The following is a 23,035-nucleotide window of genomic DNA, read 5'->3' on the forward strand; positions in this document are numbered from 1 at the left end:
TTAGCGGTCCACGTCTGACATAACAAAATCGATACTACCCAGATAGACGATCAGGTCGGATACCAGGCTGCCGCGGATCGCCGACGGGATCTGCTGCAGATGCGCAAAGCTCGGCGTACGCACGCGGGTACGGTAGCTCATGGTGCTGCCGTCGCTGGTCAGGTAGTAACTGTTAATCCCTTTGGTCGCCTCAATCATCTGGAAGGATTCGTTGGCCGGCATCACCGGGCCCCACGATACCTGCAGGAAGTGGGTGATCAGGGTTTCGATATGCTGCAGCGTGCGCTCTTTCGGCGGCGGCGTGGTCAGCGGGTGATCCGCTTTGAACGGGCCTTCCGGCATGTTATCGAGGCACTGCTGAAGAATGCGCAGGCTCTGGCGCAGCTCTTCGACTTTCAGCATCACGCGGGTGTAGCAGTCAGAGACGCCGCCCCCGGTCGGGACTTCGAAGTCGAAGTTTTCATAGCCAGAATAAGGACGCCATTTACGCACGTCGAAGCCGATACCGGTGGCGCGCAGGCCTGCGCCGGTGGTGCCCCACTCCAGCGCCTCTTTGGCGGTATAGGCTGCCACGCCGACGGAACGGCCTTTCAGAATAGTGTTGCGCAGCGCGGCTTTCTCGTAAGAATCCAGACGCTTCGGCATCCACTCGAGGAATTCCCGCAGCAGGCGATCCCAGCCACGCGGCAGATCGTGCGCGACACCGCCGATGCGGAACCACGCCGGGTGCATACGGAACCCGGTAATCGCTTCCACCAGATCGTAAATTTTCTGCCGATCGGTAAAGGCGAAGAAGACCGGCGTCATCGCGCCGACGTCCTGAATAAAGGTCGAGATATACAGCAGGTGGCTGTTGATGCGGAACAGTTCGGAGAGCATCACGCGGATCACATTCACGCGATCCGGCACGGTGATCCCGGCCAGTTTTTCCACCGCCAGCACGTACGGCATCTCGTTGACGCAGCCGCCGAGGTATTCAATACGGTCGGTATACGGGATGTAGCTGTGCCAGGACTGACGCTCGCCCATCTTCTCGGCGCCGCGGTGGTGATAACCGATGTCCGGTACGCAGTCGACGATCTCTTCGCCATCCAGCTGCAGAATAATACGGAATGCACCGTGGGCCGACGGGTGGTTCGGACCGAGGTTGAGGAACATGAAGTCCTCGTTGTCGGTGCTGCGCTTCATGCCCCACTCTTCCGGTTTGAAGGTCAACGCTTCCATCTCCAGATCCTGCTTGGCTTTGGTCAGCTCAAACGGATCGAATTCGGTAGCGCGCGCCGGATAGTCTTTACGCAGCGGGTGGCCTTCCCAGGTCGGCGGCATCATGATACGGCGCAGGTTCGGGTGGCCATCGAAGGTCATGCCAAACATTTCCCAGGTTTCACGCTCATACCAGTTGGCGTTGGGGAACAGTTTGGTGAAAGTCGGCAGATGCAGATCGTTTTCAGACAGCGCCACCTTGAGCATGATGTCGCGGTTGCGGTCGATAGAAATCAGATGATAGAAAACGGAAAAATCCGCGGCGGGCAGGCCATCGCGGTGGGTGCGCAGACGTTCGTCCATGCCGTGCAGGTCAAACAGCATCACGTAAGGCTTCGGCAATTTCTTCAGGAAATCACCCACCTCAAGCAGTTGCTCACGCTTCACCCACACCACCGGTACGCCGGTGCGGGTTGGCTGAACGGTAAAGGCATCCGGCCCAAAGCGGTTGCGCAGTTCGCCGATCACCGGGTCATCAAGGTGATCGCGGGTTTGCCAGGCTGGTGCGGCGTCATGCGCGGTTAAATCGGTCATATTGTTCACCATTGCAAAAGGTCCGTGGTGACTGCCGGGCGAGACTTCGCGTTGTTGTAGATTGATTTGCGAAGTGGTACTCCCGCCCGCAGGCGCAAATTAAATCTCGTCCGGCGTCCGCAGATTGGTCACTGCAATACGTTCGCCGCGTTTACGCTCGCGTTCCGACTGCATATTGGCGCGATAAACGCCCTGATCGCCAACCACCCATGAGAGCGGACGACGTTCTTTACCAATGGACTCCTGCAGCAGCATCAGCGCCTGCATATAGGCCTCTGGACGCGGCGGGCAGCCCGGGATGTACACATCGACCGGAATGAATTTATCCACGCCCTGGACGACGGAATAGATGTCGTACATGCCGCCGGAGTTAGCGCAGGCGCCCATGGAGATCACCCACTTCGGCTCCAGCATCTGATCGTACAGACGCTGAATAACCGGCGCCATTTTGGTAAAGCAGGTTCCAGCGACCACCATCAGGTCCGCCTGACGCGGAGAGGCGCGCAGAACTTCTGCCCCAAAACGCGCAACGTCATGCACCGCAGTGAATGACGTCACCATTTCCACATAACAGCAAGAAAGGCCGAAGTTATACGGCCAAATTGAGTTCTTACGGCCCCAGTTCACCATGTCATGCAGCGCGTGCTCGAGTTTCCCCATATACACGCTTTTATTGACTTCCTGCTCCAGGGGGTCGGTGACGATCTCCTGTTTCTGCAGGGGGTAACGGTCGTTCTCACCGTTAGGATCTATGCGGGTGAGCGTATAATCCATCTTATTGCCTCGCTTTTACTGCATATGACGGTTAGTGGGACTGTCTGTTTCCGGGTTAACCAGCGTGCGACGGGAACGCGCAGGCGTCCAGTCCAGTGCGCCGATGCGAACGAGATAAACCAGACCAGCCAGTAGCACTAAAATGAAAATTGCGGCTTCCACAAAGCCGACCCAGCCGCTCTCGCGGATAGAAGTCGACCATGCGTAGAGATACAGGGCTTCCACGTCGAAGATAACGAAGAACATGGCAACCAGATAAAACTTCGCAGAAAGACGTAAGCGGGCCGAACCAACGGAGTCGATCCCCGATTCAAACGGCGTGTTTTTGCTACGCGCGCGCGCGCGACCGCCAAGGTACCAGCCGCCGACGAGCATGAGGCAGCACAGGCCGATAGCGATGATGAGAAATATAGCGAATGCCCAATGATGAGCGATGACTTCAGTGGATGTTGACATACGCATTGCTTAACCAAAAAAGTGTAGCGCCAAAACCCTCTGCTCTTACTGGCAGATGAACGCCACAGCGTTTCACGGGAGGAATAAAAAAAACCGTGCAAAAAAGCGTCCCTGGTTGATGTGAGAAGCCCAGATGCCGTGGCTTTTTACCCCTTTCTTTAACCTTTTGTCAACTTTAACAAAAGTTTTCATAACATTAATTTACATTGGAATCTTTTCATTAACATTAAATGCCCTTTTATGCGAAATAACCTTGCATACTGTTCGGTTTTAGTGTTGTTGAATCGTGTCCGTTTCCGTCGTAAATCAAAAATCCCTTCTATTTTGACAGGATTTAGCCTCGATTCCTCCCCCCAAAGAGGGGTATTTTCTTGATCTGTGACACGGTTTTGTTAATTACCCCAGGAAATCGGCAACAATCCGTCCGGTTTTTTAACATTAGCAGGAAGTGTTGAAAGTGCAGGGAAAAGTCGACAAGGTGAGCGCCCGGTCACGCCAATACGCTGATTTTTCAGGAAAGAAATAAAAAAAACTTTCAAAACATCAATAATAGTGCAAAAAAAAGAGCCACCAGGCGAGAAACCCTCCCCTGAGGCTCTTTTTGCTCACTTACATTCTGTTACCAGTTTTTGTGATCTTTGTTAGAAAATTGCCCTCACAAAATGAAGGTGTTATCTCCCTCTTGCGGAGTAAGTGCCGGCCCCGTTCGCCAGGGGTCGCTCTCCTGACTCAGTGACTGAAAAATCACCTGCGGCAGCTCGCTCACCGTCTGCGGATTGCAACTGACCACATACCGGGTATCCGGCAGGCCAGGCAATCCATCGCTGATGCCAGCCACGCGCAAATCGGGGCTCATCATTTCGACGGGTCGCGCGGTGACGCCCAGCCCGGCTTTGACCGCCGCTTTCACCCCGGAGAGAGACGTCGCGCCATGGGCCAGATGCCATGGGACGCGGGCCGCCTCCAGCGCGGCAATAATATCCTGGCGGAATGGACCTGGCTCTTCGAGCAGGATCAGGGGAATAGACTCCCCTTTCGCCAGCACATATTCCGCCGCACAGTACCAGAGGGTCGGTGACGTTCTCAGGATGAAAGAGGTAAAGCCGGGAGGCTGATGGGTGGTCAGCGCCAGATCCACCCGCCCCTCGGCCAGCATCGCCATGATGGCGGCATGGGGATGCACTTTGATCTCCAGCGTCATTCTGGGATAGAAGCAGCCGATGCGGTTTAATAAAAACGGCAGGATGGTATCGGCCGTTTCTTCCGACGCGCCGATGGTCAATCCACCTTGCAGGCTGCCATACATCAGCGACATGCAGGCTTCATCGTTAAAACGCAGGATCTTGCGGGCATAGCCCAGTAGCTGGATGCCTTGCTCAGTCAGCAGTTTATTACGCCCGTGACGGGCGAAAAGCTCTTTGCCGACCAGCTGCTCCAGGCGTTGCATTTGCTGGCTGACCGCGGACTGGGTACGACACACTGCGGCGGCGGCGGCGGCGAAGGTGTTCAAATCAGCGACCGCCACAAAGGTGCGCAGCAGATCGAGATCAAGGTTGAGTATCGGACGTGTTGTATTAATCATCTTTCTTCACTTACAGGTGGCTAACGCTGACCTGCCTTGTTGATGCTTTACGCCAGGTTTCCGGCTATTCCCTGAGCCTCGTGCTCACCGTCAGATGGCGGATAAACAACTGGACGAACGTTATTACATGCCAAAGTACTCGTCTGGGCAAATGCGCAGAACCACGGAGTAATATATTGTTCGTATTTCTCATTGTTATTTATTACCACGGCCAGCCAGGTGTCATGCGTCGCTCCGGAAAAGCGGCCAGTGGTGGTGAGAAAGTCTCTCTTCCACCGCGCGTTCACACAGGGAAGAATGAACAATAAAATCCTGTAATAACAATATATTAAACATCAATCCAACCGGAGTGCTTACCGGCTATCACTGATATTAACGGCGATATTCTAACCGATTCCCGCCCTTTTTATAAGCCTAAATAAGGATTAACTCAGATAATTTTAAATTTTTTTCAACGTTTTATATAAATTAACAAACCTCAGATTATTACCTGTCAAAAATAATAATAATGCCCCCGCGGACTGTTTTTTATTGATATTATTTAACATCAAAATTACAAATCAGTCCCTATTGTATTAAGGATAGCGTTGTTTAGTCTGCCAACATTCTTCGTTCGCCCCTTCGTCACACAAACAAACCAGATAAATGATGGCAAAAAAGGCATATGGTCTACATATACGACCAAAAAAAGCATCATAAGCAGTTATAACCTACAACCTAAAACCGTAAGCGGCAGATAAATCAATTACGCTTAAAATCCTGCGTTAGCAAAATCTTCTCCTGCAAAGCCTTCAAAACAGCGGGGATGCGGAGTACATTGTTCCGTGCTGACTTCCACGGCAGGGAGTGGCGATAACAGCTAAAAGGTCAAGATTCATGTCCCCCATCGAAAAATCCAGCAAGTTAGAGAACGTCTGTTACGACATCCGTGGCCCGGTTCTGAAAGAAGCGAAACGTCTTGAGGAAGAAGGCAATAAAGTTCTGAAACTGAACATCGGCAACCCGGCGCCATTCGGCTTCGAGGCCCCTGACGAGATCCTCGTCGACGTCATCCGCAATCTGCCTACTGCCCAGGGTTACTGCGATTCGAAAGGGTTGTATTCGGCGCGCAAAGCCATCATGCAGCATTACCAGGCCCGGGGAATGCGTGATGTCACGGTAGAAGATATTTACATCGGCAACGGCGTGTCCGAACTGATTGTGCAGGCGATGCAGGCGCTGTTAAACAGCGGCGATGAGATGCTGGTTCCCGCGCCGGACTACCCACTGTGGACGGCGGCGGTCTCGCTTTCCAGTGGCAAAGCGGTCCACTATCTGTGTGACGAATCCGCTGACTGGTTCCCGGATCTTGACGATATCCGCGCAAAAATCACGCCGCGCACCCGCGGGATCGTGATCATTAACCCCAACAACCCCACCGGCGCGGTCTATTCCAAAGAACTGCTGCAGGAGATCGTCGAGATCGCCCGGCAGCATAACCTGATTATTTTCGCCGATGAGATCTACGATAAGATCCTCTACGACGAAGCCCAGCATCACTCGATTGCTGCTCTGGCGCCAGATCTGCTAACCGTGACCTTCAACGGACTGTCGAAAACCTACCGTGTTGCCGGTTTCCGTCAGGGGTGGATGGTGCTGAATGGCCCGAAAAAACACGCGAAGGGCTATATCGAAGGCCTGGAGATGCTGGCGTCGATGCGTCTGTGCGCCAACGTGCCGGCACAACATGCTATCCAGACGGCGCTGGGCGGCTACCAGAGTATCAGCGAATTCATCATTCCCGGCGGGCGCCTGTATGAACAACGCAACCGCGCCTGGGAGCTGATCAACGATATTCCGGGTGTCTCCTGCATGAAGCCAAAAGGCGCGTTGTATATGTTCCCGAAAATCGATGCCAAACGCTTCAATATTCACGACGACCAGAAAATGGTGCTCGACTTCCTGTTGCAGGAGAAAGTCCTGCTGGTGCAGGGTACCGCGTTCAACTGGCCGTGGCCGGATCATGTGCGCATTGTGACGCTGCCTCGTGAAGACGACCTGGAGATGGCGATCTCCCGCTTTGGCCGCTTCCTCTCCGGCTACCACCAGCTTTAATCGCTACGCCGCCGGCATTTGCATCCGGCGGCGATCCCTGCGCACAATGGAACCCGATGTTGTCACTGATTAAGGGTTCCTATGAGTCAGAGTCATTTCTTTGCCCACCTCTCCCGCCTGAAACTGATTAACCGCTGGCCGCTGATGCGCAACGTGCGCACCGAAAATGTCTCCGAACACAGTCTGCAGGTGGCGATGGTCGCCCATGCGCTGGCGGCAATTAAAAACCGTAAATTTGGCGGCCAGGTCAACGCCGAACGTATCGCCCTGCTGGCGATGTACCATGACGCCTCCGAAGTATTAACTGGCGACCTCCCTACCCCGGTGAAATATTTCAACTCCCAGATTGCCCAGGAATATAAGGCGATTGAGAAAATTGCTCAGCAAAAGCTGGTGGATATGGTCCCTGACGAGCTGCGCGATATTTTCGAGCCGCTGATTGATGAGCATCACTACAGTGAGGAAGAGCAGTCGATCGTTAAACAGGCTGACGCCCTCTGCGCTTACCTGAAGTGCCTCGAAGAGCTGTCTGCGGGTAACAACGAATTTCTGCTGGCCAAAGGCCGTCTGGAAAAGACGCTGGCGTCGCGGCGAAGCGCAGAGATGGATTACTTTATGCAGGTGTTTGTCCCGAGCTTCCAGCTGTCGCTGGATGAAATAAGTCAGGATTCGCCACTGTAATTTTTCAGGCCGGGCAGCGGTTGCGCCCTACCCGGCCTGACACCCTTAAAACGGAAACAGTACCGGGATCAGCAGCACGCAGACCACCATCACCAGTACGGTGAAGGGCACGCCAATCTTCACAAAGTCGCTGAAGGAATACTTACCCGGGCCAAGCACCAGGGTGTTGACCGGCGAGGAAACCGGAGTCATAAACGCCGCCGAAGCCGCCATCGCCACCACCATGGCGAAGGGATAGGGCGACACCCCCATTGACTTCGCTGCTGCCAGGGCTATAGGCGCCATCAGGACCGCGGTCGCGGTATTAGAGATGAACAGGCCTATCGCTGCGCACATTACAAACAGGCAGCCGAGCATCAGATAAGGCCCCTCGCTTCCGGCGACGTCCATCAGTCCCTTGACCACCAGATCTACCCCGCCGGTTTTCTGCAACGCCAGGGCAAACGGCATCATCCCGACAATCAAAATAATGCTTGGCCAGTGGATCGCCTTATAGGCGCTTTCGGCGTTGATGCAGCGGAATTTGCCCATCAGCAGGCAGGCGATGATCGCGGCAATCGGGTTGGGAATTTCATCAGTGAGCATCAGGGCTACCATCAACACCAGACAGAAAATCGCGTGCGGAGCCTGGCTGTGTGCCGGCGAAGCGTCATCCACTTCAACCGGCATATTGAGCACCACGAAATCACGCCCACGCTTCGCCAGCAGGGCAATTTGCCGCCAGTTGCCGACCACCAGCAGGATATCGCCGAGCTGCAGCGGCTCATCGACCACGGAACCATCCATCGCCTCGCCATCGCGCTTCATGCCGACGATATTGAGACCAAACCGGGTGCGGAACGCTATCTCACGCACCGTTTTCCCAATCATCTCCGAATCCGGGATCAGCGACACCTCCGCCATGCCCACATCCAGCGCCTGATCGGCAAAATACTCGCCGCGCAGCACCATCGGCTCGAGCATCTGCTCACCACAGAACTGGCGTAAGTCGACATCGGAGGCGGACATATCGATCAGCAGGACGTCGCGGGCGCGGAATTCCGATACCCCGTTGACGTTAACAATCACCCGACGGAACCGCCGCCAGCGTTCGACGCCGATGACGTTGGCACAGTACCGCTCACGCAGTTTTAAATCATCAAGACGCTGGCCGATCATCGGCGAACCAGGACGGATCGCCAGCCGGCGGGCGCGGCCAGTGAGGTGATATTCGCGGATCAGATCGCGGAAGGTGCTTCTTTTACGGCCATCACGCGCGGATTCGCCATTCTCTGTCTTCAGCATAAAGCGCACCGCCAGCATATAGACGATGCCCAGGATCAGCACCACCAGGCCAATCGGCGTGACGCTGAAAAAACTGAAGCCGTGCAGCCCTTCGCGCAGCAGTTCACTGTTGACGACCAGGTTGGGGGGCGTTGCGACCAGGGTCATCATCCCGCTGATAAGTCCGGCAAAGCTCAGCGGCATCATCAGCCGCGAGGGAGAGGTATTCATCCGCGCCGACACGCTGAGCACTACCGGAATGAAAATGGCGACCACCCCGGTTGAACTCATAAACGCACCCAGCCCGGCGACGGTGAGCATCAGGTAAACCAGCATCTTGGTTTCGCTGTTGCCCGCCACACTCACCAGCCACGCCCCCATCTTGGTGGCCACCCCGGTACGCACCAGGCCATCACCGATAATAAACAGGGCGGCAATCAGGATCACGTTAGGATCGCTGAACCCGGAAAAGGCTTCATTCAGCGTCAGCGTGCCGCTGAGGACGAAGGCGACAATGACCATCAGGGCGATAGCATCCATGCGCACCTTGCCGGTAGCAAACAGCACAACCGCGATAGCCAGAAGGGATAAAACCCAAATCAATTCACCGTTCACAACGTTTCCTTGTCACAAGTGGGAGTCGACATAGTGGCATAAAAAAGCCCCGGCAACGCGGGGCGAAATCATACGTTTACGCTTTAAGACGCACATTAACATAGCCGTCCGCCTGGCGTTCGATCACCAGATCGTCCAGGCTACTCAGCACGAGGTCGGCTTCATCCAGTCGAGGGGCATCGGCAGGCACGTTGACCGCGATGGTGCGACACCCCGCCGCCAGGCCGGAGAGCAACCCCGCCGGCGCATCTTCTACCACCGCGCACTGATCGGCCGGTAGTCCCAGCCGCTCGGCGCCCAGCAGATAGGCGTCCGGCGCCGGTTTTCCGTGTTTTACCTGCTCAGCGGTGATGAAGACCTCCGGCATCGGCAGGCCTGCCGCGCGATGACGCGCGTGGGCAACCGGCACCGACCCGGAAGTGACAATCGCCCATGGGATCCCAGCCTCATTGAGGGTACTCAGCAGGGTTAACGCCCCCGGCAGAGCGACAATGCCCTCGATATCAGTGGCTTCAATCTGCTCGAGGAAGCGGAATTCGGCCTGGATATCCTCCTCGCTACGACCCGGCATAAAATGGCGAATAGAGGTAATGGCCTGCTTGCCGTGAATAAAACTGAGAATTTCATCATGGTCAATGGCGAAACGATCGCCCCACTTACACCATGAACGCTCCACCACCGGCAAGGAATCCACCAGCGTCCCGTCTAAATCGAACAGGAAACCTTTACACTGCACGGGCACCTCCCTCAGGCATTGATAATTTGGTTAATTTCATTACTGCTCAGGTGATACTGGCGCGGACAGGCGTGCCAGACGCTCAGCATCCGCTGATATTTCTCCCACATCGGGGTCTGCGAGTTAAAGCCATGAGTGCCGGCGTCAAAATGGCTGTAGCGGCCTTCAATATTGACCATAAAGCGTACATAGCCGAGAAAACGCGCTTCGGTGGCGGCATCAAATCCGAGGAAGGTAACCCGACGCTCGTCGATACCCGCCGCGTCTTTCAGGTTGGTCCAGGAGACATGTAGCGCGTGGTACATCTCCATGATATCGATAACGGTACGGCAGGTTTCTTCCGTCAGCTGGCCAAACTCGCGGTCCAGTTCGCGCATCTGCAGCCCATACCCACGCTCAATGATGGTCTGCAGACGACGGTAGCGTTCCGCATTGTCCGGGTCGAGCATCGTCATCATTTTGTACTGATTGGATAAAATCAGACGCTGCGCATTGGTCATTTCCATGTTGTGACTCCTGTAGCACGGTAGGGCGTGAAATAAAGAAGGCGCATAAATCATGCGCCTTCTTTTATATGCGTTTTCCGTAGTGAATTACAAATCATCAAGGAAAGTTTTATCCAGTTGTTTGAAGGCGCGCTTAAGCGTGTCAGCCAGCGTCTGATAATCGGGCTTGCCTTCGACCGGCGCCAGCGCCTGCCCCGCCTCCTGCAGTTTGCCGCGCACTTCGTAAAACCAGTTAAGAATGGAGGGCGGCAGCGGCGTCACCGAACGCTTACCCAACCACCATAATCCCTGCATCGGCAGGCTCAGGGCAAACAGCGCGGTGGCGACAGCGGGACCCAGCTGGCCGCCCAGGGCTATCTGCCAGCACAGCGTAAAAATGGCGATCGGCGGCATGATACGGATAGCATAGCGGGTGGCACGAATAATGCGGTTTTCGATAAACACCGGCGCGAGGCGCTTGTCGAGAGGCCAGGTCTTTGCGTAATGCTGCCCGCGGTTGAACAAGCTAAAGAAGCTAACGGGGCGTTTCTCAGGGGTCGACATGGCTTTACCTCAACTTTACATATAAAACTTAAAAAATTCGTGCAAAACACCAACTATGCATGACATCGTTCAAAAGATTTTGGCAAAGGATGCCGCAATCAGGTATCCTGTGCCCGCCTGAAAGGGCGGATAGACTCTTTTGCCAGGCTAGTCAAATTATCGCATATTCTGCCATTGGCTGAAAATTATGCAAAATGGCATAAAATCAAATGTACTTCTCTCATCGTGCCCGAAAACAGAACAAGGCATGATGTTAATCATAAATGTCGAGGTCATCCTGCGCTACGCTAATGACACACTGACGTTTTTTTAGCCACGTATCATAAAAAGGTACTTCCATGTCGAGTAAGTTAGTACTGGTTCTGAACTGCGGTAGCTCCTCTCTGAAATTTGCTATCCTTGATGCCGTTAACGGCGACGAATATCTGTCCGGTTTAGCGGAATGCTTCCACCTGCCGGAAGCCCGTATCAAATGGAAAATTGACGGCGGCAAGCAAGAAGCTGAATTAGGCGCCGGTGCCGCGCACAGTGAAGCACTGAACTTTATCGTTAACACTATTCTGGCACAAAAACCAGAACTGTCTGCTCAGCTGACCGCAATCGGCCACCGTATCGTACACGGCGGTGAAAAATACACCAGCTCCGTGGTGATCGACGAGTCTGTGATTCAGGGTATTAAAGACGCAGCGTCTTTCGCACCGCTGCACAACCCGGCACACCTGATCGGCATCGCTGAAGCGCTGAAATCCTTCCCGCATCTGAAAGACAAAAACGTGGCCGTATTCGATACGGCGTTCCACCAGACCATGCCGGAAGAATCCTATCTCTACGCCCTGCCGTACAGCCTGTACAAAGAGCATGGCGTTCGTCGTTACGGCGCGCACGGCACCAGCCACTTCTATGTGACTCAGGAAGCCGCTAAGATCCTGAACAAGCCGGTGGAAGAGCTGAACATCATCACCTGCCACCTCGGCAACGGTGGTTCTGTTTCCGCTATCCGTAACGGTAAATGCGTTGATACCTCTATGGGGCTGACGCCGCTGGAAGGTCTGGTGATGGGTACCCGCTCCGGCGACATCGACCCGGCAATCATCTTCCATCTGCACGACACCCTGGGCATGAGCGTTGACGCGATCAACAAAATGCTGACCAAAGAGTCCGGCCTGCTGGGTCTGACCGAAGTCACCAGCGACTGCCGCTACGTGGAAGACAACTACCAGGAAAAAGCCGACGCTAAACGCGCGATGGATGTCTACTGCCACCGCCTGGCGAAATACATCGGCTCCTACACCGCGCTGATGGACGGTCGTCTCGACGCCGTTATCTTCACCGGCGGTATCGGTGAAAACGCCGCGATGGTGCGTGAACTGTCGCTGGGCAAACTGGGCGTACTGGGCTTCGAAGTTGACCACGAACGTAACCTGGCTGCCCGTTTCGGCAAGTCTGGCTTCATCAACAAAGAAGGCACCCGTCCTGCCGTGGTTATCCCGACCAATGAAGAACTGGTCATCGCGCAAGACGCCAGCCGTCTGACCGCTTAATTCCACACCGCCAGCCATAACCTTCAATAATTCGAGCTGCAGGAAGGCGGCGACGCAGCAAATCCCCGGTCACGTACACAGCGTACGCGACCGGGGTGAGCAAGTAGAGCCAACGCGCATGCAACTTGAAGTATGACGGGTAGCTGGTGGTGCTGTTTTGTATCCCGCCTGATACTGGCGGTAACGAAAGAGGATATACCGTGTCCCGTACTATCATGTTAATTCCTACCGGTACCAGCGTAGGCCTGACCAGCGTCAGCCTCGGTGTGATCCGTGCTATGGAACGCAAAGGCGTTCGTCTGAGCGTCTTTAAACCAATCGCCCAACCGCGCTCCGGTGGCGATGCGCCAGACCAGACCACCACCATCGTTCGCGCCAGCTCCTCCACGACCACCGCCGCTGAACCGCTGAAGATGAACCACGTTGAATCTCTGCTCTCCAGCAATCAGAAAGATGTGCTGATGGAAGAGATCATCGCCAACTATCACGCGAACACTCAGGACGCGGAAGTAGTACTGGTGGAAGGCCTGGTGCCGACCCGTAAGCATCAGTTCGCGCAGGCGCTGAACTTTGAAATCGCCAAAACGCTGAACGCGGAAATCGTCTTCGTGATGTCGCAGGGCACCGATACGCCAGAGCAGCTGAACGAGCGTATTGAACTGACCCGCAACAGCTTTGGCGGCGCGAAAAACACCAGCATTACCGGCGTTATCGTCAACAAACTGAATGCCCCGGTCGACGAGCAGGGCCGTACCCGTCCTGACCTGTCCGAAATCTTCGACGACTCGTCGAAAGCGAAAGTCGTGAAGATCGACCCGGCTCAGCTGCAGAAAGGCAGCTCCCTGCCAGTACTGGGCGCGGTGCCGTGGAGCTTCGATCTGATCGCCACCCGCGCGATCGACATGGCGCATCACCTGAATGCCACCATCATCAACGAAGGCGATATCAACACCCGCCGCGTGAAATCCGTGACCTTCTGCGCGCGCAGCATCCCACACATGCTGGAGCACTTCCGTGCAGGCTCGCTGCTGGTCACCTCGGCAGATCGTCCTGACGTGCTGGTCGCTGCCTGCCTGGCCGCGATGAACGGCGTGGAAATCGGCGCCATCCTGCTGACCGGCGGCTATGAAATGGACGCGCGCATCAGCAAGCTGTGCGAACGTGCCTTCGCCACCGGCCTGCCGGTGTTTATGGTCAATACCAATACCTGGCAGACCTCCCTGAGCCTGCAGAGCTTCAACCTCGAAGTACCGGTTGACGATCACGAGCGCATCGAGAAAGTTCAGGAATACGTGGCCAACTACATCAACGCCGACTGGATCGAATCGCTGACCGCGACCTCCGAGCGCAGCCGCCGTCTCTCCCCGCCAGCCTTCCGCTACCAGCTGACCGAGCTGGCGCGCAAAGCCGGCAAACGCGTTGTCCTGCCGGAAGGCGACGAACCGCGTACCGTGAAAGCCGCCGCTATCTGTGCGGAACGTGGCATCGCCACCTGTGTGCTGCTGGGTAACCCGGATGAGATCAACCGCGTTGCCGCAGCGCAGGGCGTTGAGCTGGGCGCGGGTATCGAAATCGTCGACCCGGAAGTGGTTCGCGAAAGCTACGTGGCTCGCCTGGTCGAACTGCGTAAGAGCAAGGGCATGACCGAAGCCGTCGCTCGCGAGCAGCTGGAAGACAACGTGGTTCTCGGCACCCTGATGCTGGAACAAGACGAAGTCGACGGCCTGGTGTCCGGCGCGGTTCACACCACCGCCAACACCATTCGTCCGCCGCTGCAGCTGATCAAAACCGCACCGGGCAGCTCGCTGGTCTCTTCCGTATTCTTCATGCTGCTGCCGGAACAGGTTTATGTCTACGGCGACTGCGCGATCAACCCGGATCCGACGGCAGAACAGCTGGCGGAAATCGCTATTCAGTCCGCTGACTCCGCCATTGCTTTCGGTATCGAACCGCGCGTAGCGATGCTCTCCTACTCCACCGGTACCTCCGGCGCGGGTAGCGATGTCGAGAAAGTCCGCGAAGCGACCCGTCTGGCGCAGGAAAAACGTCCTGACCTGATGATCGATGGTCCGCTGCAGTACGACGCCGCTGTCATGGCTGACGTGGCGAAATCCAAAGCGCCGAATTCGCCGGTTGCTGGCCGCGCGACCGTGTTCATCTTCCCGGATCTGAACACCGGTAACACCACGTACAAAGCGGTACAGCGCTCTGCCGACCTGATCTCCATCGGGCCGATGCTGCAGGGTATGCGCAAGCCGGTCAACGACCTGTCTCGTGGCGCCCTGGTTGACGATATCGTCTATACCATCGCTCTGACCGCGATCCAGTCAGCTCAGCAGCAGAAGTAATTCCCCGCTGAGATAAAAGCAAAAGGCAGCCAGATGGCTGCCTTTTTTCGTCAGGAGGCGAGCAGCTGTTGCTGCTGCGCGATTGCGGTATTACTCGCCCTCTTCCGCGTCATCATACTCATTACCCGCGTTACGGGTCATCCACAGCGCCAGCGCTTTCAGCGAGTCCGGCGTGAATTCATCGCAGCGGGCGGTGATCTCTTCCGGCGTTAACCAACACACCTCGCTGACCTCTTCTTCCTGCAGCGCAAATGGCCCATGCGAGACGCAGCTGAACAGGCTTCCCCAGACGCGACAGAACTTATCTTCGTAGTAAAACTGACCGTGATCGGCAAACGGTACTCCCGCGATGCCTAACTCTTCTTCGGCCTCGCGACGGGCAGACTCCAGCAGTTGCTCATCGGCCTGAACGACGCCGCCGGCGGTGGCATCCAGCATGCCCGGATGAAAGTCTTTTGTCTCGGTGCGTCGCTGCACCAGAATTTTTCCCATTCCGTCGTGAACGACGATATAGGTCGCCCGGTGACGCAGGCACTGCGCGCGCATCTGCTCGCGGCTGGATTGTGCTATCACCTCATTGTTTTCATTAACAATATCGACCCATTCTGTGCTTGCCAAATGATTCTGTTCCGCCATCAGGAAACCTTACTTTGAAAGCGCTCTCGCGGCGCGTCTTTATGATTGAGGGCTAAATTACGGGTAAATTGCGACCTCTGCAATAACCTGATTATCATTGAGTGCTAAAACCTGCAGACGCCCCTGATCCAGCAGCCCATAGCTGGCGGAATATCCCCCTTTCGGGATACTCACTGAGCCAGGGTTAAACAGGTAGATCGCACCGCGTTTTTCCGCAACCGGAATATGAGTATGGCCGTAAGCCAGAACATCGCCAGCGTCCAGCGGCGGCAAATTTTCCGGGCTATAAAGATGGCCATGGGTCAGAAACAGGCGGTAGCGTTCGCTGAGCACCTGTTGCCAGGGCGCGGTCATGGGAAAACGAAGTAGCATCTGATCCACTTCGCTGTCGCAATTGCCGCGAACGACAATAATGCGCTCCGCCACGCTGTTAAGCCGCTCGGCCACCTCCGCCGGCGCATACCCTTCCGGCAGCGCATTGCGTGGCCCGTGATTGAGCACATCGCCGAGAATAATAAGCCACCTGGCGCCGCTTTGCGCGAATCGTTCAAGCACGCGTTCCGTAGCGGGCAGCGAACCGTGAATATCGGAGGCAAACATCAGTTTCATAGATTCCATCTCCACTGGTTACAATGCCACTATGATAGCGGAAGCGCGGCGGGCGATCAGCCTGCGCGTTTGGCGGAAAGCGCGGCGTAACGCTGGATTGAGGCCCGTTGCCACTGAAAAGTCGCATAATCGGCCAGCGTCTCCGGCACCTCATCGCCATTGAGAACCAGACGATTGAGCATCAGCGCCAGGTCGGCGTCGGCAATGGACCATTCGCCAAATAAATTTTGCCCGCCGTGGGCCAGTAGCATGGCGGCGGTGGTAAACAGTTTTTCCGCAGATTGCTTGCCTGCCTCGCTGAGGGCCGGCATTTTCACCCCGCCAAACACCACGGCGGTCGATCGCTCTTCACGAATCGGCACCAGATCGCTGCGCAGCCAGGCCTGGATCTGCCGGGCGCGGGCGCGATTTTGCAGATCATGCGGGTATATACGCTCCCACTCCGGCGGGGCGAAACGCTCATCCAGATACTCGGTAATCGCCGAGGACTCGCTCAGCGCGAAATCATCAACCTCCAGCAGCGGTACGCGACGGGTGGCGGTATAGCCCGTCCAGCCGGCCTGCAGATGTTCGCCGCGGTTCAGGTCGACGGTTTTAAGGCTAAAAGGCAGGCTCTTTTCCTGCAGGGCGACATAGACAGACATCACATACGGTGAGAAAAAATCGGCATCGGACCACAGGGTAATCACAGGCTGGCTCATGGCTTCCTCAAGGATGGTAGACAGGACAATAAGCCAACATAGCCTGGCTTGCCGGGGATGTCACTGCTCGTCCGCGAGTCAGCATCACCTGGCTGCCTCCAGACCGATGCGCCGCTCGCGGATTTCCACCCGGGTTGCGCAGCTTCACCTATACTCGAACAGTTTGCGACCCACGACGGCGGGAAATATTATGATCGATCTCTACTATGCACCCACCCCAAACGGCCACAAAATCACCCTGTTTCTCGAAGAGGCGCAGCTGGCCTATCGGCTAATTCGGGTCGATATCGGCAAAGGGGAGCAGTTTCATCCACAGTTTCTGGCGATTTCGCCGAATAACAAAATCCCGGCGATTGTCGACCATATGCCTGTCGATGGCGGGGCGCCGTTGAGCGTCTTCGAGTCCGGCGCCATCCTGCTCTATCTGGCGGAGAAAAGCGGCAAGCTGCTGAGCGGTGAACTGCGGGAGCGCTATATTACTCTGCAATGGCTATTCTGGCAGGTCGGCGGTCTTGGGCCGATGCTGGGACAAAATCAGCATTTTGCCCACTCGGCGCCGCAAACGGTGCCCTATGCCATTGAACGTTTTCAGGTGGAAACCCAGCGACTGTACGGGGTTCTCAACCACCGCCTCGAAGCCAGTCCGTGGCTTGGCGGCGACCATTACAGCATCGCCGATATTGCCGCCTGGCCCTGGGTCAACAGCCATGTCCGACAGCGTATCGATCTGGCGAACTATCCGGCGGTGCATAACTGGTATGAGCGCATTAAGCAGCGACCGGCGACCATTGAAGCGATGCTAAAAATTCAGCCTTATTAACCCCCTGCTCGCCCGTCGCGCTTTGTTGTATGATTGCAGAACTTACAACACGGAGGAAGCCTGCAATGTCTCAACCAGACGCCATTATTCGTATTAAGAACCTGCGCCTGCGTACTTTTATTGGAATTAAAGAGGAAGAGATCGCCAACCGCCAGGACGTGGTGGTGAATGTGGCGATTCACTATCCCGCCGATAAGGCGCGCGATAGCGAAGACATCAATGATGCGCTGAACTACCGCACCATTACCAAGCGCATCATCAGCCATCTTGAGAATGGCCGTTTCTCGTTGCTGGAAAAATTAACTCAGGATGTGCTGAATATCGCATGCGAACATCACTGGGTCACATATGCTGAAGTGGAGATCGATAAACTTCATGCGCTACGCTATGCCGACTCGGTGTCGATGACCATGAGCTGGCGGCGATAACGATGTCAGGGAGGTGGTATGAAGATCCTGCTTACGGGTGGCACCGGCCTGATTGGCCGACATCTGATACCCCGGTTGCTGGAGCTGGGGCATAGCGTCACGGTTTCCACGCGGCACCCGGATAGCGCCCGCGCCCGCCTCGATCCGCGCGTCACGCTGTGGCGCGATTTCGAAGGCCATCACCACCTCAATGATATTGATGCCGTTATTAATCTGGCAGGTGAGCCCATAGCTGATAAACGCTGGACGGCCGAGCAGAAACAACGCTTGTGCCATAGCCGCTGGGATCTCACTCAGCGGCTGGTGGGCCTGATCCACGCCAGCGACACGCCTCCCTCCGTGCTGATCAGCGGGTCTGCCACCGGCTACTACGGCGATCTCGGCGAGGTGGTGGTGACCGAAGAAGAACCACCGCACAATGAGTTTACCCATAAGCTTTGCGCCCGCTGGGAGCAAATTGCCTGCGAAGCGCAAAGCGAACGTACCCGCGTCTGCCTGCTGCGCACCGGCGTGGTACTGGCCCCGCGGGGCGGTATTCTCGGCAAAATGACGCCCGCCTTTAAGCTCGGCCTCGGTGGGCCTATCGGCAGCGGCAGACAGTATCTGGCCTGGATCCATATCGACGATATGGTTAACGGCATTCTGTGGCTGCTGGATAACGATCTACGCGGTCCGTTCAATATGGTTTCTCCCTACCCGGTGCATAACGAACAGTTCGCCCACGCCTTGGGTCATGCGCTCAATCGACCAGCCATTTTCCGCGTTCCTGCCGCTGCTATTCGCCTGCTGATGGGTGAGTCTGCCGTCCTGGTACTCGGTGGCCAGCGCGCGCTGCCTAAGCGACTGGAAGCCGCTGGCTTCGCCTTCCGCTGGTACGATCTGGAAGAAGCGCTAAAGGATGTGCTGAGTTAATGGCTGACACAGGGGAGCATTGGCCCTCCTGATTCCATTCTGCTGGCTCATGCTCCACGCCTGGATGGCCTCCCCCTGGCGCTGCAGCATCGCCATATTCAGGACAACCAGCGCCCTTAATCGCCTGAATTCACCGCCAGCCGGCCGGTTTGCCGATGTTACCTGGCGAAGCAAAGTGCTAAGGTAGGCTTTTCTTTCTGCGTATTGACTGCTTTATGACAACCATCACCACACCACGCCTTTCGCTTACCCGCTTTGTTACCGATGACTGGCCCTTTTTTCTGCGCCTGCGCCAGGATCCGCTGGTGATGCGTTTTATGGGGGAAGTGTTAAGCGAGACGGCGCTACGCAGCGTGTTTGCCAGCCGCTGTGCCGATCCCGGGGTGTTTGTTTTGCGTGATAAACGCGGCGACGCGCTGGGCGATATTGGGCTCCGCATCAGTCCGAAAAATCCGCACGAGGCTGACGTCGGCTACGCCCTGTTACCGCAGGCTCAGGGAAGAGGCTATGCCAGCGAAGCGCTGCGCACGATCTGCGATTATGGTTTCAGCACGCTGGGGGTGCAGGCCATCAATGCCTGGGTGCTGAGTGAAAATCATGGCTCATCGCGCCTGCTGGAGAAACAAGGCTTTGTGCGCACCCAGGTGCTGGAGAAAGCCTATCATCTGAACGGCATCGATTACGATGACTGGATCTATCGGCTGGAGCGGGAAGCTCACCCGACGCCTACAGACGCCGGGTGAGCCGGTTATTTCAGCGACCCTTTCAGAAACTGCTGCAGGCGCGGGCTTTTCGGCGCGCCAAACAGCGCGTCCGGATGCCCTTCTTCTTCAATTTTGCCCTGATGCAGGAAAATAACATGCGAAGAGACGTGGCGGGCAAAGCCCATTTCGTGGGTCACCACCACCATGGTTTTTCCCTCTTCCGCCAGCTGCTGCATGATACGCAACACTTCGCCCACCAGTTCCGGATCCAGAGCGGACGTTGGCTCATCAAACAGCAGCACTTCCGGCTCCATCGCCAGCGCGCGGGCAATCGAGACACGCTGCTGCTGGCCGCCGGAGAGATGCACCGGGTATTTCGCCTGCTGACGTTCGTCAATCCCGACCTTGGCCAGGTATTTTACCGCGCGATCGCGCGCTTCCTGTTTGCTTAAGCCCAGCACCTGAATCGGCGCCTCCATGACGTTCTCCAGCACCGTCATATGGCTCCACAGATTGAAATGCTGGAACACCATGGTCAGGCGGGTGCGCAGCAGGCGCAGCTGGTTCTTATCAGCCACCTTCAGCTGGCCGTCCTTATCCCGCACCAGGCCAATATTCTGGCCACTGACGACGATCGTGCCTTCGCTCGGTTTTTCAAGGAAGTTAATGCAGCGCAAAAAGGTACTTTTTCCGGAACCCGATGAACCGATGATACTGATAACGTCCCCGGCTTTCGCCTGCAGGGAGACGCCCTTCAGCACCTCGTGTTCCCCATAGCGTTTGTGCAGATCGATAACGTTTAATTTATTGTCGGACATGGCGTTCTCAATGCGTCGAAGAAGGTTTGATATGCTGCAACCAGCGCTTTTCCGCTTTACGGAACAAGCTAATCAGCACATACGAGATAATTAAATAGAGTACCGCGGCGATGCCAAAGGCGGTGAACGGCTGATAGGTCGCGGAGTTAATATCGCGAGCGATTTTCAGCAGATCCGGCACCGTAGCGGTAAACGCCAGCGCGGTGGAGTGCAGCATCAGGATCACTTCGTTACTGTATGCCGGTAGCGCAATGCGCAGCGCGGAAGGCAGAATAATGCAGCGGTACAGTTTGACGGACGAGAAGCCGTAGGCCCGTGCCGCTTCAATTTCTCCGGCGGGTACTGAGCGGATCGCCCCGGCGAAAATTTCAGTGGTATAGGCGCAGGTATTCAGGGTTAACGCCAGCACCGTGCAGTTTAGCCCGCTGCGGAAAAAAGCGTTCAGCAGCTCCGTGCCTTTGACGATTTCCAGGGTATACATGCCGGAGTAAAAAACCAGCAGTTGCACATACAGCGGCGTGCCGCGAAAGATGTAAGTGAACAGCCAGATGGGGAACTGGATAAATTTATTGCTTGAGACGCGGCCAATGGCCAGAAACACCGCCAGAATGCCGCCCATCACCACCGAAGAGATCAGCAACCATAAGGTAATCGCCACGCCGGTAAAGCGATAGCCGTCGGTCCACAGCAGTGATTTCCAGTACTCCTGAATAATTTCAATCACAGGTCAGCCCTCTTCACGCCAACGGTATAGCGGCGTTCGAGCAGCAGCAGTACGCCATTAGAAAGGGTGGTAAACACCAGATAAATCAGGCCGCAGACGATGGCGAAATAGAACGGCTGCCAGGTGCTTTTCCCGGCCAGCTGCGTGGCTTTGACCACATCCTCCAGCCCCAGCAGCGAGACCAGCGCCGTTGCCTTGAGAATAACCTGCCAGTTGTTGCCGATCCCCGGCAGCGCGTAGCGCATCATCGCCGGGAACAGAATACGCCGGAACGTCTGCCCGCCGCTAAAGCCAAAGGCGGTAGCCGCTTCGATATGCCCCTTCGGCACCGCAAGGTAGGCGCCGCGGAAAGTTTCCGTAAAATAGGCGCCATAGATAAAGCCGAGGGTAATAATCCCGGCGATCATCGGATCGATATCAAACTGCGCCATGCCCAGCGCATCGGTGACGCTGTTCAGCGCAATCTGCAGGCCATAGAAAATCAGCAGCATCAGCACCAGATCGGGCACGCCGCGAATCAGTGTGGTATAGCCTTCAAATACCAGCGCCAGAGGACGGTTGCTCGATAACTTTGCGCCAGCGCCCGCCAGCCCTATCAGGACGGCGAGAACGACCGAGCTGAGCGCAAGCTCCAGGGTGACGAGCGCACCCTGCAAAATAACCTGTGAAAACCCATACAGCATGCTGCCTACCCTGTCTGTCATTCACCATTGCGCGCGAAACGCACGCAATGGTGAGGCGTGAGAATTATTCGCCGTATACGTTAAAATCGAAGTATTTTTTCGCCAGTTTGTCGTAGGTGCCGTCTTTACGCATCTCTGCAAACGCCTTATTCAGCGCTTCACGCAGTTCGTTGTCTTCCTTACGCAGCCCCATACCGGTACCGACGCCGAACAGCTTCTCGTCTTTAATCGATGGTCCGCCAAACTGGTAATCTTTACCGATAGGCTGTTTCAGGAACCCTTCGCTGGCCGCAACCTCATCCTGGAACGCGGCGTCGATACGGCCGGCGGTCAGGTCGGAATAGATATTGTCCTGCCCCTGATAGGAGACAATTTCGATACCTTTCGGCGCCCAGTGCTCATTGCCATAGGTTTCCTGAGTCGTCCCCTGCAGCACGCCCACGCGCTTACCCTTCAGGGTGGCGAGATCCGGCGTTACCGGGCTGCCCTTTTTCACCACCAGACGCGAATCTGCCGCGTACAGCTTGTCGGTGAAGGCAATTTCCTGCTGGCGCTTTTCGGTAATCGACAGCGAAGACATAATCGCGTCGATTTTCTTCGCTTTTAAGGAGGGGATCAGCGCATCCAGCGGGTTTTCAACAAAGGTACATTGGGTATTAATACGCTTACACAGCTCTTTTGCCAGATCGATATCAAAACCGACCAATTCTCCCTGCGCATTCTTCGATTCGAAGGGGGCATAAGTCGGATCGGTGCCAATACGAATTTTTTGCGGAATGGCGGCAAAGACTGTGGAAACGCTGGAAAGGGCCAGCGCTAAAGAGAGAGACAACGCCAGTTTTTTCATAACTATCCTCGACAGACTGTCATTCTAACGGGTTTATTAGAACTATTTACGCCAGTTATCGTGCCATTATTCGCCCCTTGAGGGCAAAGATTTATGCACCAGAAAGGCCGATTTTTTGCATCAGAAACGCTTAACTATGCATTTTTTAGCCAAAAAACTGGCTGCTTTTGCACTGAAATGATCCACAGCGTTTTTTGTTGCACCGTTCTGGGGCAGG

General features: G+C 55.8%; 24 protein-coding genes. 8 read left to right on the forward strand and 16 right to left on the reverse strand.

Going from position 1 to position 23,035, the window contains the following annotated elements; genetic code table 11:
- From nuoC to NKJ21_RS15890, 4 genes are all read right to left on the reverse strand, one after another.
- Window positions 1-1,809, reverse strand: a complete 1,809-nt coding sequence (gene nuoC / locus NKJ21_RS15875) for an NADH-quinone oxidoreductase subunit C/D (protein WP_008803946.1) — start codon at window positions 1,807-1,809, stop codon at window positions 1-3.
- 87 nt (window positions 1,810-1,896) lie between these two features.
- Window positions 1,897-2,571: an NADH-quinone oxidoreductase subunit NuoB gene (nuoB, locus tag NKJ21_RS15880; RefSeq protein WP_002913178.1), complete on the reverse strand. Its 675-nt coding sequence runs from the start codon at window positions 2,569-2,571 to the stop codon at window positions 1,897-1,899.
- Window positions 2,572-2,586: 15 nt separating this feature from the next.
- A complete protein-coding gene (gene nuoA, locus NKJ21_RS15885) occupies window positions 2,587-3,033 on the reverse strand; it encodes an NADH-quinone oxidoreductase subunit NuoA (RefSeq protein ID WP_002913181.1) in 447 nt (148 codons plus the stop codon).
- Window positions 3,034-3,682: 649 nt separating this feature from the next.
- Window positions 3,683-4,609: a LysR family transcriptional regulator gene (locus NKJ21_RS15890; protein ID WP_032740184.1), complete on the reverse strand. Its 927-nt coding sequence runs from the start codon at window positions 4,607-4,609 to the stop codon at window positions 3,683-3,685.
- A gap of 876 nt (window positions 4,610-5,485) precedes the next feature.
- On the opposite strand from NKJ21_RS15890, the gene alaA reads away from it, so the two are divergent.
- Entirely contained in the window at window positions 5,486-6,703 is a 1,218-nt protein-coding gene (alaA, locus tag NKJ21_RS15895; RefSeq protein ID WP_008803944.1) for an alanine transaminase AlaA, read from the forward strand.
- An 81-nt stretch (window positions 6,704-6,784) separates the two neighbouring features.
- The gene (gene yfbR / locus NKJ21_RS15900; protein WP_002913188.1) at window positions 6,785-7,384 is read left to right on the forward strand and encodes a 5'-deoxynucleotidase; all 600 of its coding nucleotides are present in this window, start codon (window positions 6,785-6,787) and stop codon (window positions 7,382-7,384) included.
- A 45-nt stretch (window positions 7,385-7,429) separates the two neighbouring features.
- On the opposite strand, the gene NKJ21_RS15905 is transcribed toward yfbR, so the two are convergent.
- The 4 genes from NKJ21_RS15905 to yfbV all read right to left on the reverse strand — a co-directional run bounded on the left by NKJ21_RS15905 (window position 7,430) and on the right by yfbV (window position 11,047).
- The gene (locus tag NKJ21_RS15905; protein WP_008803943.1) at window positions 7,430-9,262 is read right to left on the reverse strand and encodes an SLC13 family permease; all 1,833 of its coding nucleotides are present in this window, start codon (window positions 9,260-9,262) and stop codon (window positions 7,430-7,432) included.
- Between the two features lie 76 nt (window positions 9,263-9,338).
- Window positions 9,339-9,998: a sugar phosphatase gene (locus NKJ21_RS15910; protein ID WP_008803942.1), complete on the reverse strand. Its 660-nt coding sequence runs from the start codon at window positions 9,996-9,998 to the stop codon at window positions 9,339-9,341.
- An 11-nt stretch (window positions 9,999-10,009) separates the two neighbouring features.
- Window positions 10,010-10,504: a YfbU family protein gene (locus tag NKJ21_RS15915; protein WP_012540982.1), complete on the reverse strand. Its 495-nt coding sequence runs from the start codon at window positions 10,502-10,504 to the stop codon at window positions 10,010-10,012.
- A gap of 87 nt (window positions 10,505-10,591) precedes the next feature.
- Entirely contained in the window at window positions 10,592-11,047 is a 456-nt protein-coding gene (yfbV, locus tag NKJ21_RS15920) for a terminus macrodomain insulation protein YfbV (RefSeq protein WP_239270705.1), read from the reverse strand.
- Between the two features lie 338 nt (window positions 11,048-11,385).
- Between yfbV and ackA the strand changes: the two genes are divergently transcribed.
- Together ackA and pta are read left to right on the forward strand one after the other, a co-directional pair.
- Window positions 11,386-12,588, forward strand: a complete 1,203-nt coding sequence (gene ackA, locus NKJ21_RS15925) for an acetate kinase (protein ID WP_008803940.1) — start codon at window positions 11,386-11,388, stop codon at window positions 12,586-12,588.
- A 200-nt stretch (window positions 12,589-12,788) separates the two neighbouring features.
- On the forward strand, window positions 12,789-14,936 hold the full coding sequence (gene pta / locus NKJ21_RS15930) for a phosphate acetyltransferase (protein WP_012967509.1): 2,148 nt from the start codon (window positions 12,789-12,791) through the stop codon (window positions 14,934-14,936).
- A gap of 90 nt (window positions 14,937-15,026) precedes the next feature.
- Here the strand turns inward: pta and yfcD are convergent, their stop codons facing one another.
- The 3 genes from yfcD to yfcF are packed head-to-tail and all read right to left on the reverse strand — an operon-like array spanning window position 15,027 to window position 16,882.
- Window positions 15,027-15,572, reverse strand: coding sequence for an NUDIX hydrolase YfcD (gene yfcD, locus NKJ21_RS15935; RefSeq protein ID WP_012540981.1), 546 nt, complete (start codon window positions 15,570-15,572; stop codon window positions 15,027-15,029).
- Between the two features lie 57 nt (window positions 15,573-15,629).
- On the reverse strand, window positions 15,630-16,181 hold the full coding sequence (gene yfcE / locus NKJ21_RS15940; protein WP_254732995.1) for a phosphodiesterase: 552 nt from the start codon (window positions 16,179-16,181) through the stop codon (window positions 15,630-15,632).
- Between the two features lie 56 nt (window positions 16,182-16,237).
- Window positions 16,238-16,882 (reverse strand): glutathione transferase, encoded by a 645-nt coding sequence (gene yfcF / locus NKJ21_RS15945; RefSeq protein WP_110193243.1) that lies wholly within the window; start codon window positions 16,880-16,882, stop codon window positions 16,238-16,240.
- Between the two features lie 190 nt (window positions 16,883-17,072).
- On the opposite strand from yfcF, the gene yfcG reads away from it, so the two are divergent.
- The 3 genes from yfcG (at window position 17,073) to NKJ21_RS15960 (ending at window position 19,042) form a co-directional block, all read left to right on the forward strand.
- On the forward strand, window positions 17,073-17,702 hold the full coding sequence (yfcG, locus tag NKJ21_RS15950) for a GSH-dependent disulfide bond oxidoreductase (RefSeq protein WP_008803935.1): 630 nt from the start codon (window positions 17,073-17,075) through the stop codon (window positions 17,700-17,702).
- A 65-nt stretch (window positions 17,703-17,767) separates the two neighbouring features.
- Complete coding sequence (gene folX / locus NKJ21_RS15955; protein ID WP_002913200.1) at window positions 17,768-18,130, forward strand: dihydroneopterin triphosphate 2'-epimerase; 363 nt, start codon at window positions 17,768-17,770, stop codon at window positions 18,128-18,130.
- Window positions 18,131-18,148: 18 nt separating this feature from the next.
- The gene (locus tag NKJ21_RS15960; protein WP_022066031.1) at window positions 18,149-19,042 is read left to right on the forward strand and encodes a TIGR01777 family oxidoreductase; all 894 of its coding nucleotides are present in this window, start codon (window positions 18,149-18,151) and stop codon (window positions 19,040-19,042) included.
- On the opposite strand, the gene NKJ21_RS15965 is transcribed toward NKJ21_RS15960, so the two are convergent.
- Window positions 19,022-19,138 (reverse strand): hypothetical protein, encoded by a 117-nt coding sequence (locus tag NKJ21_RS15965; RefSeq protein ID WP_162822962.1) that lies wholly within the window; start codon window positions 19,136-19,138, stop codon window positions 19,022-19,024. The two genes, NKJ21_RS15960 and NKJ21_RS15965, sit on opposite strands and share 21 nt — an antisense overlap.
- A 119-nt stretch (window positions 19,139-19,257) precedes the next feature.
- Between NKJ21_RS15965 and NKJ21_RS15970 the strand changes: the two genes are divergently transcribed.
- On the forward strand, window positions 19,258-19,785 hold the full coding sequence (locus NKJ21_RS15970; protein WP_080923861.1) for a GNAT family N-acetyltransferase: 528 nt from the start codon (window positions 19,258-19,260) through the stop codon (window positions 19,783-19,785).
- 5 nt (window positions 19,786-19,790) lie between these two features.
- Here the strand turns inward: NKJ21_RS15970 and hisP are convergent, their stop codons facing one another.
- The 4 genes from hisP to hisJ form a co-directional block, all read right to left on the reverse strand.
- On the reverse strand, window positions 19,791-20,564 hold the full coding sequence (hisP, locus tag NKJ21_RS15975) for a histidine ABC transporter ATP-binding protein HisP (RefSeq protein WP_008803931.1): 774 nt from the start codon (window positions 20,562-20,564) through the stop codon (window positions 19,791-19,793).
- A gap of 7 nt (window positions 20,565-20,571) precedes the next feature.
- Window positions 20,572-21,288 carry a histidine ABC transporter permease HisM gene (gene hisM / locus NKJ21_RS15980; protein ID WP_002913207.1) on the reverse strand — a complete coding sequence of 239 codons (717 nt, stop codon included), beginning with the start codon at window positions 21,286-21,288 and terminating at the stop codon, window positions 20,572-20,574.
- Window positions 21,285-21,971: a histidine ABC transporter permease HisQ gene (locus NKJ21_RS15985; protein WP_004201769.1), complete on the reverse strand. Its 687-nt coding sequence runs from the start codon at window positions 21,969-21,971 to the stop codon at window positions 21,285-21,287. The genes hisM and NKJ21_RS15985 overlap by 4 nt, the downstream gene beginning before the upstream one ends.
- Before the next feature lie 64 nt (window positions 21,972-22,035).
- Window positions 22,036-22,818, reverse strand: a complete 783-nt coding sequence (gene hisJ / locus NKJ21_RS15990; protein WP_002913209.1) for a histidine ABC transporter substrate-binding protein HisJ — start codon at window positions 22,816-22,818, stop codon at window positions 22,036-22,038.
- Window positions 22,819-23,035: the final 217 nt, after the last annotated feature.

This window comes from Klebsiella sp. SWET4 (assembly GCF_024296565.1).
Lineage (GTDB): Bacteria > Pseudomonadota > Gammaproteobacteria > Enterobacterales > Enterobacteriaceae > Klebsiella > Klebsiella variicola.